Origin of the sequence: Dyella sp., assembly GCF_036384435.1 — a bacterium.
Taxonomy (GTDB): Bacteria; Pseudomonadota; Gammaproteobacteria; order Xanthomonadales; family Rhodanobacteraceae; genus GSA-30.
The window spans coordinates 37,551-52,499 of sequence record NZ_DASVMI010000183.1; the positions used below are offsets into that span (position 1 = coordinate 37,551).

General features: G+C 60.0%; 9 protein-coding genes. 8 read left to right on the forward strand and 1 reads right to left on the reverse strand.

The window, feature by feature from the left end; all coding sequences use genetic code 11:
• Positions 1 to 13 precede the first annotated feature (13 nt).
• Genes VF436_RS19600 through VF436_RS19635 form a run of 8 tightly spaced genes read left to right on the forward strand, consistent with a single transcriptional unit; the run spans position 14 to position 14,670 of the window.
• Complete coding sequence (locus VF436_RS19600) at positions 14 to 4,021, forward strand: hypothetical protein (protein ID WP_330905736.1); 4,008 nt, start codon at positions 14 to 16, stop codon at positions 4,019 to 4,021.
• Positions 4,018 to 4,821, forward strand: coding sequence for a hypothetical protein (locus tag VF436_RS19605; RefSeq protein ID WP_330905737.1), 804 nt, complete (start codon positions 4,018 to 4,020; stop codon positions 4,819 to 4,821). The genes VF436_RS19600 and VF436_RS19605 overlap by 4 nt, the downstream gene beginning before the upstream one ends.
• Positions 4,818 to 7,379 (forward strand): hypothetical protein, encoded by a 2,562-nt coding sequence (locus tag VF436_RS19610; RefSeq protein WP_330905738.1) that lies wholly within the window; start codon positions 4,818 to 4,820, stop codon positions 7,377 to 7,379. Before VF436_RS19605 ends, VF436_RS19610 begins: the two co-directional genes overlap by 4 nt.
• Complete coding sequence (locus tag VF436_RS19615; protein WP_330905739.1) at positions 7,376 to 9,211, forward strand: contractile injection system tape measure protein; 1,836 nt, start codon at positions 7,376 to 7,378, stop codon at positions 9,209 to 9,211. Before VF436_RS19610 ends, VF436_RS19615 begins: the two co-directional genes overlap by 4 nt.
• Positions 9,195 to 10,556, forward strand: coding sequence for an ATP-binding protein (locus VF436_RS19620; RefSeq protein ID WP_330905740.1), 1,362 nt, complete (start codon positions 9,195 to 9,197; stop codon positions 10,554 to 10,556). The genes VF436_RS19615 and VF436_RS19620 overlap by 17 nt, the downstream gene beginning before the upstream one ends.
• Complete coding sequence (locus VF436_RS19625) at positions 10,553 to 12,979, forward strand: hypothetical protein (RefSeq protein ID WP_330905741.1); 2,427 nt, start codon at positions 10,553 to 10,555, stop codon at positions 12,977 to 12,979. The genes VF436_RS19620 and VF436_RS19625 overlap by 4 nt, the downstream gene beginning before the upstream one ends.
• On the forward strand, positions 12,976 to 13,170 hold the full coding sequence (locus tag VF436_RS19630) for a hypothetical protein (RefSeq protein ID WP_330905742.1): 195 nt from the start codon (positions 12,976 to 12,978) through the stop codon (positions 13,168 to 13,170). Before VF436_RS19625 ends, VF436_RS19630 begins: the two co-directional genes overlap by 4 nt.
• Before the next feature lie 54 nt (positions 13,171 to 13,224).
• Positions 13,225 to 14,670, forward strand: coding sequence for a DUF4157 domain-containing protein (locus VF436_RS19635; protein ID WP_330905743.1), 1,446 nt, complete (start codon positions 13,225 to 13,227; stop codon positions 14,668 to 14,670).
• An 81-nt stretch (positions 14,671 to 14,751) separates the two neighbouring features.
• On the opposite strand, the gene VF436_RS19640 is transcribed toward VF436_RS19635, so the two are convergent.
• Positions 14,752 to 14,949: hypothetical protein (locus tag VF436_RS19640; protein ID WP_330905744.1), on the reverse strand; the 198-nt coding region annotated here is incomplete at its 5' end.

The window sequence follows — 14,949 nt, forward strand, 5'->3', positions numbered from 1 at the left end:
CCGACTTCCCATCATGCATCCAGGCACGCAACAGGACCAACGTCTCGCCGCCGCGCTGACCCCGGGCTATATCCAGCCCGAGGAATTCACGTTGGCTGAGCGCATTCGTCTGACATTGGCGTATGCAGCCAAGTTGCGTTTCGCTGGCGACGACAGTGCCGGATGCTGGAACGATGCCTTGCTGCGCGACGAGACGGTATTGTTGGCTGAAGTTGCTTCGTTTCCACTCGGCGCCATGCAGAATGGCTTTACAGATGCCTGGCCGTGGTCTGGAGAGAAGCACCTGTGGTGGCGGGTGAAGCGGCTTTTTTTCACGATCGATCGCTGGTGTCAATGGCTCGCGCGTCACCAGACACCCACTGCCACATTGGTGTTGCAGACGCTGATGGCGGCCATTAGCGGCAGCGCGCGCGACCAGTTGCATGAAGCCGTGCACTGTTTCGGCCTCGATGACGGTCAGTGGCGTGCCATGCACGGCGTCTGGCGTATGGATAAGCACTTGATGCACAAGCCCGCGAGCCCTCTGTCCCCTGAGCAGCGGTTGCAATTGCTGCGCCGGGTATGGGGTGCGTTGTGCCTGGCAGTGGACAAGCTCAAGCCGCTTGCACAATCGCGGCTTTCGGCTAGCCTGGCCAGCGGCAAGCACGAGCCGGCCATGGGTTTGCTGCTGACGGCGTTGCAGCTTTATCAGGACACGCGTGCGGAATTGAACCGTTTCCCGGAACGGCTGACCGACTTCTATTACCTCAGACTCCTGCATATGCGTCCGCGCATGCCGGCAGTGGAACGGGTGCATTTGTGTCTTGTGCGCGACCCGCGCCATCACTCGGCCGTACACGTGCCATTCGGCACACGTTTCGTGGGTGGCAAGGATAGCCAGGGGCGGACGATTGAATTTGCTGCCGATAGCAGCTTGGAAGTGACTGACAACGAAGTCGCGGCACTTTACAGCCTTCGACTGGAGCAGGATCGTTTGATTTCCCCGGAGCGGGATTTTGGCTACGCCACGCGCGTGGTGTCGCAGTCCATTCCGCTGCTGGCGCCCGAGGCGGCGTACGCCGAAGTGCCAAAGTGGTGGCCGCTGCTCGGTGGTCAAGCCAAGGGTTCGGCCGCGAAGGCGCAGAACGCGACGCTTGGTTTTGCGCTGGCGTCGCCCTTGCTTGCGCTCAAGGAAGGCGATCGTCGGGTCTGTATTACCCTGCATCTGTCGCATCCAGCGCATGATGATGACGGCATCGCCGCATTGCTGCGCATGAGCGGCGATCGTCGCGACGCGTCGTGGCTTGGCCAGATGTTCGCGCGCCTGGAGCGCTACGAGTCACGTCACCAATTGTCGTTGATCACGATGACCGATGAAACGACTGCGTCACTGGCCCAGGATGCCTGGGCGCGTGCGGCCAGGCTCGAAGGCGATGTACAACTGTGCTACTTGCTTGCCCGATGCCTGGCGGCAAAGGACACCATGTTGTTCCAGCATCGCCTGGGACGTCTGTTTGCCGCCTGGTTGACCGCGGCCAGCGAGGATCTTCATCCGGCCGACGTGGATGCCTTGCGCAAGCACGCGGTGCTGCTGTCCGGAGATGACACCCAGCGGGTAGAGATCGATGATCCGCTGATCCTGATCTATCCCCATGAACACGATGACGGCATACCTGGGCACAACCTGCCCGATAGAGGGCTGATCTTCTCGCGCGTGTTCCGTGGCATCTGGCAGGCCTCGTGCAGCACGCCTGCCGGCTGGCTGCCGCTTGACGAGGCACTCGTGCGGCGTCGAGAGGAGATAAGCCCAGGGCAGGGTGCACGCATCGAAATCGTCATGCATCTGGGTATCGAGCAGCCTTCGGTCGTGCCGTGCAAACCGGCCGTCCATGGCGCAGGCTGGCCGGCACAGCCGGTCATCCAGCTCGTGTTGCAGTCGCGCACACGCATGTATGCCTACAGCCTGTTGCAACAGCTCATCCTGCATGGCATCGCGCTGGACGTCGACGTGCGCGGCGTACGCGACCTCGTGCTGTACAACCAGCTGGGTCGCCTGGATGCCGCCAAGCCGTTCCTGCCGTTTGGGCCGATGCCCGCGGTGGGATCATATTGGGTGGTCGGTAACGAAGAGTTGTCCGCCAAGCCCTTGAACTCGCTGCGCCTGAATGTACGTTGGGGGCAGTTACCCAACGGCGAAGCCGGCTTTGCCGAGCGCTACGAGGGCTATCCTGGGCAGTGGGAGACATCCGGTTTCCAAGTGCGGCCCGAGGTATTGCGCGACGGTCAATGGCGAGGTGAGCGCTCTGGCCGCCTCGAACTGTTCCGCGGCAGGCATAAGGTCGAGGAATGGAATGGCATCGCCTTGCCCAAGCCGGACCTGATGCGCTATCACCGTGCGCAGGCTAGCCCCGTGCAGCCGTTTGTCTATGACGGCAATACCCGCAACGGGTTCTTTCGCCTGGAGCTAACCGCCCCCGAGCATGCTTTCGGTCATGCCATTTATCCACGGCTGCTGACCGACGCCCTGACCCGCAATGCACGCTTGAAGAAAACCCGGTTGATGGCGCCTCTGCCGCAGGAGCCCTACACACCGGTCATCGAACAGATCTCGCTCGATTACACGGCCGGGCGTCTGGTGACCTTCAAGCCCAATGCATCCAGTGTTGGGCAGCTCTTGCATCTTCACCCGTTCGGTATGGATAACCCCCGGGTTCATGCCGGTACGGATGGTGTTCCCTTGCTGCCGAGGTATATGCGCGAGGGCAACCTGGTCATTGGCCTGTCCGGTTCTAACCCGCAGGGTGCACTGAGCCTGTATTTCCATCTGCGTCCGGAAAGCGCTGCCGAGTGCTGGGATGGTGATCGTCCGCATTTGACCTGGTCGGTATGGTGCGAGGATGGCTGGCGTGCGCTGGAGCCAGGCCGAATGTTCTCCGATGGCACGCTGGGGTTCCTGCGTAGCGGCATCGTGGTGCTCGACCTACCCGCGGGCATGACGCGGAATTGTCCACGCCTGCCTGGCCAACTCTATTGGTTGCGCCTGAGCGCGGATGGTGCGCTGGAGCGCCTGGCCGGGTTGTATGGAGTGCACACCCAGGCCATCAGCGCCAGCCGGGTAACGCCACGCGCCCAGGATGATGTGCAGATGCCCTTGTCACCCGGCACCGTCAAAGCGCCCCTGCGTGCGATTGGCGGCCTGCGTGGCGTCACGCAGGTCGGCCCTTCATTCGGATTGCATGAGCCGGACGTGGGCAACGCCCTGCGTGTGCGTACCGCCGAACGCCTCCGGCACAAGATGCGTGCCAGCACGCCATGGGACTACGAACGCCTGTTGTTGGATCGATTTCCCGAGACCTACAAGGTCAAGTGCTTCGCCAATGGCGAAGCACCAGGATCGGCAGTGTGCTCCCAGCCTGGCGGCGTACTTGTGGTTGTGGTGCCGTCTCCGCGTCAGGGCGCACTGTTTCACAGCACTGAGGCGCCACGTTTCGATGCGGCCGTGCTTGAGCGGATGGCTGCCTACCTGCGTGAACGCAGTACGCCAGGAGTTCGCCTGCTCGTACGCAACGCTGCCTATGAACGCATCCAGGTGCGCTGCGCCCTGCAATTGACCACGGGTACGCATCCTGGTGCGGCCTTGATTCGCATCAACCAGGCTATCGTGGAATTTCTTTCGCCGTGGCATGCGGAAGGATGTCACGCCAATTTCGATTGGGAAATTCGTGCCGAGACCATCGAGGCGCGATTGCGCGAACTGGACGACGTCGAAACGGTGGGTCCCATATCCCTGCTGCATATCGTGAGCACCGACGACAACACCTACCACTTGCGCGATACCGCGCGCACTCGCGACAAGGAGCCCTTGCGTCGCGTACGTCCAGCACAGCCCTGGAGCCTGGTGTTGCCGACGACGCGGCACCTGATCGAATTGATCGGCCATCCCGCCGTAACCCGGGCGCAGGCCACCGGCGTGGGCAAGCTTGCCATTGGCGGCACGTTCATTCTCGGTCCGGCACCGGGCGATAGCCGGGGGACTTCATGACCATCCGCAACCGCGAATCGCTAAGGAATTACTTCAGCGATGGCGCCTTGCCGTCGCAGGAACATTTCGCCGACCTGATCGACTCGATGCTCAATATGAGCGACGAGGGTTTTCGCAAGTCCGTGGAACGGGGCTTTGAGATTTCCGCAGCTTCAGGCTACGAGGCGCTGTTGAGCTTCTTCCGCGACCAGGACCCGGATCTGCCGCTATGGAACGTTGGCTTTGGCGGGGCGAGGGGCCAGTTGTTGATCCGGGCCAACCAGGACCAACAGGAAGAACAAGACAAGACCGCCTCGCCTTTGTGGTGCATGGACCCGGCTGGTCGGATCGGTGTACGACGCAGCGAGCCGGAAGCCGAACTGGATGTCGATGGCGTGGTGCGAAGCACCGGACGACGTGGCGCGGATGCTCGCGCCAATCCCAAGCCGTTGAAGGCCAATGGGGAATGGCAGGACCTCACCGATGACCTGGTCGGCTGCCAGGCCTTCGAGATAGTGGCCGGCGTTGGTCATCGCGGCCACGGACGGTTTTCCCTGCTCCAGGCCGTCGCCCTCAATACCTACAATCCAACGCTGGGCATCTTCGATTTCATCAATCGCAAACGGGGTATCAAGAGCAATCACGCCTTCTACGCGCGCCGATGCGACCGTCTGCAATTGCGCTGGAATGGCACGCATGGTCGAGACGCACGTTATCGGCTACAGATTCGCACGGGATGCGACTTTGGTGAACACGTCACGATTCAGGCCAACCTGACCCGGCTCTGGTTCGATCCGCACATGGACAAGGGCCAGCCATGAGTACGCCCGTAGATGCCTTGCTCGGCGTAGTGCCGTCGCCACCGACGGACGTCGTGGGTACACCCGGTGCGCGCCCGCCGCCAGCGGTGATTGCCAGGAAGCGCGGCGAGGATCCGTTTTCCTATGAGGCGCTGCGAGCCAAAGGCCTGGCCCAGGCCCAGGCGCTCAGTGGTGAGTTGTGGACCGATTTCAACCACCATGATCCTGGCGTCACGTTGTTGGAAGCGTTCTGTTACGCGTTGACCGAGGATGTCTTTGGCGCACGCCAGCCGTTGGTCGACCAGCTCGCCGCGGCCGATGGGCGGATTCATTACCGACGGCTTGGCCTGCATGCCGCTGAGCAGATTCTTCCTTGCCGGCCCGATACCGCCACGGATTACGTGTGCTGGCTGCTCGATCGCGTTCCGGGGGCCTTGCAGGCCCATGCCAGCATGCCCGACGCCGACGGCTTGTGGCGCATGCATCTTGAAGTGCGCGCAACGCAGCCGGAAGACGCCGCGGTGGCCGCGGCCACGCGTGCCTATTGGGCGCAACGCAACCTGGGCGAAGATCTCGCCGAACTACCGAACGTGCTCAAGCCGCGTTGGTGCAACCTCCATCTCGACATCAGCCTGGAAGGCGCGCGGGCGCCGGAAGACATACTTGCCGAGCTGGTGGCTCGTTGTGCCGAATACGTTGATGGAATGCCGCAGCGATTGTCACTGCGCGAACGCATGGCCAGTGGCAACGTGGTATCCCTGGCCGATGCCCTGGAAGGGCCGCCACTCCGGCAAGGCTGGATCGACGTCGCCAGCCATTCCGCCGACGTGGAGCAGCGCGTTTATTTTGGTGACCTGACGCGTCTGGCCATGAGCATTGATGGGGTCGTGGAGGCTCGTCGGGTCAGCCTGATCTGCGAAGGGCTCGATAACTCGGAGGGCAGCCTACCGCGTCGTGAAGATGGCCGCGTATTACGGCTGTGGTGGCCCGATGACGCGCAAGCGCTGGCTGGATGGCGTATCACGCGGCGTGGAAACCTTGTTGCGCTGCCTATCGAGCCCTTGCTTCACCGCCTGGATGACCTGCGCCGTGGTACGGGAGGCCGAGCTTCCGCCGATAGTGCTCCTGAGATGGCGGGTTCGCTGCTGGCACGTCCCCGTGGCCATTTCATGCCTGCGCAACCATATGTCTCCCTGTATCAGCACCTGCCACGCATCTATCGTGAACGTTTCGATGCCGCGCTGCCGCCAGCCGAGGCCAATGACCAGGCGCAGTTCCAGGCCTATCTGGCGTTGCTTGAGCAATGGCTGGCCCATGGTGCCGCCCATACGCGCCATATGCGCGAGTTGTATACGGTCGGTGGTGCCATGCAGCCCAGCTATGCGTGGCAGGTGTTGGGCAACGAAAACATGCCAGGACTTGCCGACCTGTATGTCGACGACCGCGAAAAAGTACGCGAAACGGTGTTTGCATCAGCCGATGATTCGCTTGAACGTCGCAACCGCGTGCTCGATCATCTACTTGCTCTGTATGGTGATGGCTGCGGGCAGGGCAGCATCCGAGCCTTCGGCTGGTATTTCAGCGCCAGGGCCTGGGATCTGCACTTGTTCGAACAAAAGCGGCAGATGCTGCTGCGTATCGCTACGCTGACGCGCGACCGGTACGGTGGCATGGATTACAGTCGCCGCTCGCTGGGAAGGCGCGGCAATACCTGTGTATTGCAACAGCGTACCAGCTTGTTGCTGGCCTTCAAGCAGTACCACAGTCGGCTGCTGATGCAGTCCTTGACGCAGGCAGACCTTGGGCTTGCCGCGGAAACAGATCATTTTCACACCGCATCGGAGGCACCTGCCCAGGGGCGCGCATTGGCGCTGTGGGGTGCCGGTCGCCATCGCGTCACCGCCTCGATGGGGCATGACCTGGCATCGGCTGCGCGCGTGGTCAGCCAGCATCTGCCGCAATTGAACATGCGGGCGTTGCCACCGGCGTTGCTACGTTGCGCCGTGCATGCCGAGCGTTACCAGCATGTGCCCGGTCGAGGCCTATGGCTTGGCCCGGATGAAAGGGGGCGTTGGTGGGGCTTGCGTTTGCGCTCGGCGCAAACCTCCGCCGAGGCGGTAGCCATGTCATTGCACGAACTGGCTTGCCGTATGCAGCTGGAATGCGAGGGCATGCATGTGGTCGAGCACATCCTGCTGCGACCGCGCGAAAAGGACGATACCGACATCTCGGAGGATTTCTACCGCCACCAGATCACCGCAGTGTTCCCGGGCTGGACCGCACGCGGACGTGATCTATCATTCCGGCGTATCGCCGAGGAGACTCTCGCGCTGAATGCCCCCGCGCACTTGCGCATTCATGCGTTATGGCTCGATGCCCCTGCCATGCTGCGCTTCGAGCGTTGCCTGTCCGCCTGGCTTGAGGCGAACCAGGCGTATTGCGGAGCGCTGCACAAGCCAGAGGATCAACGCGGCAATAACGCCCGGAGCCTGGACAATTGGACGCGCTTGTTGCGCTGGGTGATCTGGCGGCAATTGTCGGCGTCCAGCAGCACGGCCGATGGGGAGGGCGATGCATGAGTCGTCACGTCATCGAAACCTTGTCCTGGGAGCTTGCTGGCAGTGATCGCTCGCTTGCCCTGGCTCAGCAGCAGCGGTTGAGTCAGTTCCTGCGGGGGCAAGGCGGCCAGGCATTGGGGGCATTGTTCGATCGCTTGTCGCCGCGCGATGAGGTGTGGCGCATCGATAGTCTGGAAGTTGACCTTGGACACACGCCTGCCGATGTGGACGACGAGGCTCTGGGTAGGCAATTGGATGCGGCACTGGACACGGCGTTGCGGCGCTTGCGACAGGAGGCCGCGCAATCGGCCGGTATCGAGCGCAGCGTGCACTCGCCGCGTCGTGCGGAGGAAAACGAGCGCGACAATTTTCTGTTCTATCTGCAATATGGTCGCCTGCATTGGTCCATGCCGCCGCTGGCACCGGGTGGCATGGCCGATTGGCTCGAACAGTTGGCACGACGTGATGGCGTGCGGCTGTGGGAATCGTTGCAGAAACTGCCGCACGCCGATCGAGCGCTCGAAAGACTGGCTATCATCACGCCGTGTCACGGCCTGCAAGCCTTGCTGGCGTCGCGGCACGAAGAGTTGGCCAGGTCGTTGTCGGCACTCGATGGGGCGTTGCTCGAACCCCTGCGTTCGCAGGGGCGCTTAAGTCTTTACCAGATCAGTCAGGTGCGCCAGGCCTGGCGGGTAGCTGGCCTGCATGCATTATGGGGGCAGGGCGGCAGTACGTTGGGGGTATCGCGCTTGCGCCTGCTCATGACAACGCTCGCCGATACCCTTGTCACGCAACTGGGCGGCAAGCCACTTGATGGCGTGCAGGTGGCGACTGGCGCGGCAGCGGACGCATCCAATCTCCTGCGCAGCCTGTTGTCTGGCATCGGTCAAAAACTTTCAGGCCTGCCACCCGGTGAATCAGCTTCCGCGCGGCAGGCGGCCGACGAACGTGCCAGGCACGACAACGAGGCGGCGCAGGATGCCGACCGCTTTATGCTCGATAATGGCTGGCATGAATCCCTGCGCCAGTTTGCGCTGGCTCACCAGCATGACGACGCGGTGCGCGCGGCCGGTCTTGGCTTGTCCGCCTTACAAGCATATCTGCTCGACCATAGCCTGGCCTACCTGGGAACCGTGGATCGCCCACCCCAGGATCATGTGGCTTGGCAGCGCGTATGGCGGCAGGCTGTCGAAGCGTTGGCTCACGGCAACGGTGAGGAAGGACACATGCTGTCGATGGATGGCCGATCCAGTCGTACGGCCGAAGCGCCGGAACGGCCGATGATCCGCAACAGCCGCACCAATGACGGTACGGTATCGCCGGCGGATGATCACCCGGATAACGAAGCCATTTACGTTGCCAACGCAGGGTTAGTGCTGCTTTCCACTTTTACGCCTCGCTTGTTCCAGGCATTGGGACTGATTGAAGACAACGCCTTCGTGGATGCTGCGGCACGCCATCGTGCCGTGCACTGCCTGGTTTATCTATCCGATGGCCATGTCGAAAGCGAAGAGCACGAGTGGGTGCTCAACAAGTTACTGTGCGGCATGGCGATCGACGAGCCGGTGCTCCCAGCCAAATCCATGGACAACGTCAAGCCAATGCTCGACAGCCTGCTCACGGCAGTCGTCACGCACTGGAAATCATTGGGTCAAACGACACCGGCGGGCCTGCAACAGATTTTCCTTCGTCGAATCGGGCGCATGGTCGAGCACGAAACCCTGGAGGGTGAGCACTGGCGAATGAAGGTACAGCCCGGTCCATTCGATGTGCTACTCGATCGACTTCCCTGGGGCTACGGCACGATCAAGCTGCCATGGATGAAAGGAGCGATCCATGTCGACTGGCGCTGATCGTCGTTACGCTTCGCATGCGGCCGCGCTGGCCTTGGAACTGTCATGGCTGGAAAATGTGCTGAACCTGCGCCTGGAGCAGCATTTCCAGCAGCATGCGGAGGGATTCGAGGCTGCGCCACCGCCGCCGGCATTGCCACCGGATAGTGCCCTGGCGAATCTGGTTGACGAGCTGCAATTGCAAGCGATGGAACGTGCCGTGCTCGCGCTCGCCCTGGCTCCGCATCTTCGGCCCGGTGTGCTCGACTTGCTTTTCGTGCGCAACCAGAACCTTGAGCGTGGTTTTACCGAGTTTGGTGGGTGGAAGGCGCAGCGTCATGGGGGCTTCCTTCCGACCGGCGAAACCGCCGCTTTCCTTGTTGCCGGTGACGATATCGAGCGCCGGATTGATTTGCTTGACCTGTTCGATTCTCAACACCCTCTGATGAGTCGCGATGTTCTGCGCATCGAGGCCGAGGGTGGCGGCAGCGAGCCGCAGCTGAGCGGTTCTCTCACCATCAGTCCAGAAGTGTTGCAGCGGTTACAGACCGGTGTATGGCACAAGCCCGACTACAACATTCGTTTTCCGGCCAAGCGCATCACTTCGCCCCTGGAATGGTCGGATCTGGTGCTTACGCCCGACGTGATGGACGAGATCATGGTCATCCAGACCTGGCTGCGCGAAGGGGCGCAATTGATGCATGATTGGGGGCTTGGGCGTTCGGTCAAACCCGGATATCGCAGCCTATTCTACGGGCCGCCGGGAACCGGTAAGACGCTCACCGCGACGTTGCTTGGACAGAGCACGGGCGTGGATGTCTATCGCATCGATCTTTCCATGGTGGTTTCCAAATACATAGGCGAGACCGAAAAAAACCTCGCCCATGTATTCGATCAGGCGCAGAGCCGTCGCTGGGTTCTGTTCTTCGACGAAGCCGACGCCTTGTTCGGTAAGCGCGGGGCTGTGCAGAGCAGCAACGACCGTCACGCCAACCAGGAAATTGCTTATCTGCTGCAACGTGTCGAGGATTTTCCCGGCGTGGTGATTCTAGCCAGCAACCTGCGCGGCAATATCGACGACGCATTTTCACGACGTTTCCAGTCCATGGTGTATTTCCCGATGCCTGATGCCGAGCAGCGCCTGCAACTATGGCGCAAGCTGATGCCCGACAGCGCCCGTTTGGCTGGCGATGTCGACCTGGAGGCGATCGCCGAACAGCATGTGCTTTCCGGTGGCGCCATCATCAATGTGCTGCGCTTTGCGGTGCTCCAGGCCGCACGTGGTGGTGCCAGCCAGATCACCGCCGGGCATCTGCGCACGGGTTTGGCCAAGGAGTTGGGCAAGGAAGGGAGGACCATGGGATGAAGGGACTCAAGCCTATGTCCTGGAGCAGGCGACGTGTCTATGCGTGCGCAGCGATCTTCGTCGTTTCAATAGCTTTTACCAGCCTCGCGCAGGCCGCTACATCATGCACCACCGGCGTGCAACCACTGCAGTTGGGCGGTAGTGTCGTGACCTTGCCTGCCGGCATGGTTGGTGAACACTATCAGTACAAGCTTTACGCGACCGGCGGGGTGCCGCCGTATATCTTCCAGTCCGATAGCCTGCCAGCGGGTTTCAATCTCGCCCCGACCGGAGAACTGGCGGTCGCTCCCAGCGACTTGCCATTGATCGCGGTTTTCACAGCGCTCGTGCGCGATCGACGCGACTGTATCGCGCAGCAGACGTATCGCCTGAAGATCGATCCGATCAAGAGCACGCCTATACCGGCGACGCCGATTCCTTTGAAGCCGCGCAAGCCACCGGCACCGCCCAAGCCGGTCGTGCCACCGGAGCCCAAGCCCCCTGCGCCGAAGGAGCCGGCAGCGCCAGAACCTCTGGTGACGGTGCCGCTCTCCGATACTCTGGATGAGCCACAATCGTTGGCGCCTCGTATGGATACCTATGAGCTCACCGAGGCCATCTTCGAGGACAAGGACGTGCAGGCGGCCTTGAAGTTGATGTCCACGCGCGCGGCGACAGCGACCCACGTATCCGTCAACGACGAGCCGGCTAGTGCAAGCACCAGTGTCGCGACACCCGCCAGTAAGGAAGTTGACGCAGACGTGGCTCAGGACCAGGTCGATACCGACATCACCGATACCAAGGAGCAGTTCAAGCGTCTGATCCAGCCGTTGATCGGTGTGGATTATCCGGGCCGCGATCTGTTTAGCGCCGCGCTCGATACTCGTCTGTGCCGGTTTTCCGAAACGTTGATCCTGGCGGCCGCGCACAAGCAGAAGCGACCGCCGCCATCCATGGCTGACTTTGGTTGTCCGCCCAACTGGGCACAACTGGAGAAGCAGGACAGCTTCGTGCCGAGCGACCCTTTACCCTGGAAAATGCTACCTCAATTGCTCATGAGCCCCGGGCTGCGCAGCCTGTTGATCGAAAAGGCGCGCCAAGTACATCCATTGCTCGATCCTGTTGCGCCGTTGTGGAATGGCGATGGTTGTGGCTGCACGCGCAAGCTCCAAGGTGAGATCTATGGCTTCTATCCATTCTGGCTGACGCAGGACAAACCGCAGCTACTCGATTTCACCGTGATCACGCGCATCGAGCTGGCCATGCTCTGGCTCAATGACAATGGGGAACTGTCGGTCCCGTCCTGGACTACATCGCAACAGACCGCCTTTATTCGAGAGGCACGCCGCCATCGCACCCAGCTCGATTACACGCTATACCGAAACGATTGGCAATTCCTCAAAGGCATCGCGAACAATGATATCAGTCGCCTGACTGCACAGTGGGCGCAGCAGTCGGCAGATTTCATTGATTCGCCGTTGCCTGATCTGGTGTCGCGCAGTCATGCCTGGGTGCCTGGGTTTGCCAAGGTCGAACGTGTTGGTGATGGCCTGACTCTGTTCCTGGATCGCATGCCTGCTGCGAACGATCCATTGCGTCCGGTATTTATGACCTACCTCGATCAGCAGGTGCTTGCACTCATCACTGAACTGCGTCGCCGTGACCGCGAGTATGTGCTCAACATCGTGATCCGCGATAAAGATATGGATATCACGAATGGCATCTGGCAAATCCGCTCCATGCTTTCGTACATCAAACTGGCTGAGGCGCCCAAGATCAAGGACGGGCATGTGGTCATCGGCAGTGCCCGGTACCACAGCAATACCAATCTTACGATGCGTTACATGGTGCTGCTGACCGAACCAACGCGCCAAGGCAGGCGATCGGTCGGCGCTGCCATCGACCTGGACAAAAAGCTGGGTGAGGACGATCGTCGCATGCTGTTGCGTAAGGTCATTCCCGTTGTCTCCAGTGGTAGCGCAAACGAAAGCGAACTGGCTGACGAGATGGCTTATGTGGCCGACAATTTTGGTGGGGCAGGCTTTTGGACCGCACCGGATCGGGAGCAGGCGACTGGCAAGATGGTGTCGACACGTATCCGGTCCGGATTCCTGGCACAGGCCACCAAGGTGGCGCCGTTCCAATCCCTGGTGTGTGAATACCGTTGGCCGTTGCGCATGCTCTTCGAAGTGCTGTTACTTGTCTGGGTGATCGCCTTCGTGCTGTACCAGAGCAGTTGCCGTTTTCGCCGGGCCGGGCGCAAGTATCAGTTTTCGCTCTTGGGCGGCGCGATTCCCGTGCTGATCCTGGGTGCCGTGTTGCTTGCTGGCGACCCGGAGCTGACGGCCATACGCCAGGGCAATGCCTTGCTCCTGATCATGTTGATTGCCCTGATCCTCAGTATTGCCTACCACATCCTCAAACCACGCGTGGAGAGACCATGAAAAGTCAGGACGTCAAGCAAGCCAAACAAAGCGGCTCGCCAGCCTCGCAACAGGGAGGCCGGGGTGGAGCGGTACAGAAGAAGGTCGGCGATACCCCACGTCAAGCCAAGGAGGCTGCGCATATTGCGCAGCTCAAGGGCACTGATAAGGGTAAGGCGAAAGCGGCGCCGAAGAAGGGAAAAGCGAAATAGCACCGGATTAAACCCGGATCGAGTTGGCGATGCAAATGCGTTCAAGGGTGTGACATGAAGCAAACAGACCCACTTCAACAGCAACAGGCCGATGGTCCTAAGCCGGCCGCAGCCAGCAGTGGGATGTCGCCGCGTGCTACGCAGCTGAGAGTCAACGGCAGCCAGAGGCAGCTTGCGCAGCATCAAGCCATCACTCAGATGCGGAGCGATCCGGAAAGAGGCAATGGTCTTCCAACGCAGTTGCGCGCGGGCATCGAGTCACTTTCAGGCATGGATATGGGCGATGTCGTAGTCCATCGCAACTCTGCCCAGCCTGCACAAATGAATGCACATGCCTATGCGCAGGGAAATCAGATTCATCTGGGGCCAGGGCAGGAAAAGCATCTTCCGCATGAAGCATGGCACGTTGTGCAGCAGCGGCAGGGGCGCGTGAAGGCAACCAGGCAACTGGCAGCAGTGGGTGTGAATGATGATCCTGGGCTTGAGCGTGAAGCAGACCGTATGGGAGAGAGGGCTATGCAACGCGCAGCGCTTTCAAGCTCTAGGCCATTGATTCAACATCGCCTGGCAAACTCTCCAAACATCGCGCAGCTGAAGACGACAACGGTGGGCACTGGCGCAAAAAAGACCACGGTCACATGGACTGAGGGTAAGCTGAAGGGAAGCACGGAGAATGTCGGTCTATCCATGACGGCCAAAAATCTCCACGACGAGAATGTCGACGTAGGTGATTTGATGGGAAGTCCGCCCAAGGCTTCCGCCCAGAAAAACCTTATGGCCAAGTTGCCGACCACGCCTAAATTGAGGTCGACTGAGAAATATATCAAAGGTCATTTGCTGAATCATAACGTCGGCGGACCTGGCGAAGACTATAATCTATTCCCTATTACGGCTTCAGCGAACAGCGCACATCACTCGCATGTCGAGAAGACGGTCAAGAAATGGATACTCAAGGACAAGCAAAAGGTTGATTACACGGTAAATGTATCGGTAGCGAGCGACAATTCCAATGCAGGTTCCAAATCGGGAACGGTCAATGCGAGCTTCGCATGTAGCGCGAAGAACACCGATACAGACGAAACGGTGACCAAGACGATTGCATCGATCTACAATAGCAAGGCAACTGTCAATGATGGAGTGACAATCTCGAATCATACGGCAAGTGACGATAAGAAATATAGCGGAGGCAGCTGGTTCGAGAAGGTCTACAATCAAATTGCTGAAGAAGAGGATCCTGATAAGGTCAATGAATTTGTTGATTCATCCAGTAAGTCGGTCGTAGATTGGATCAGGCAAAATATTGAGGGTGACACCGCCAAGAAGATCGTGAATGAAGTCAGGGGGAGAATTCCCAAACGATTTACGAGCAATGATGCGCAAGCCGTAGGGGATGTCGTCACCGAGGCACTTCTGGCGTTTGCGCTCTTCAACGATCATGACGCCGTCGATGAAATGAAAGCTGATTACCCTGCCTTGATTGGGTTGCTCGATGCAAGCTAGCGGCGTAAGAAAATATAGTGTATCTATTACTTTGGATTTCTGAATGTCTGGCCACTTTAGAGGAACGTTTGCCATTGTTGGTTATATATTTGAAAATGTGACTTGCTTCATAATTGCGGCGTCATCTTGCATGGCGACCGATTTGCCAAATAAATCCGTGCTAGGGTAAATAAGCCGCGAATCGGCGGCCAGACATCCAATTTCCTCATTTGGAGTGCTCCCATGGATCAGCTCGGCGTTGTGATGCACGAAGATATCCAGAACGTGGCCAATCCCTTT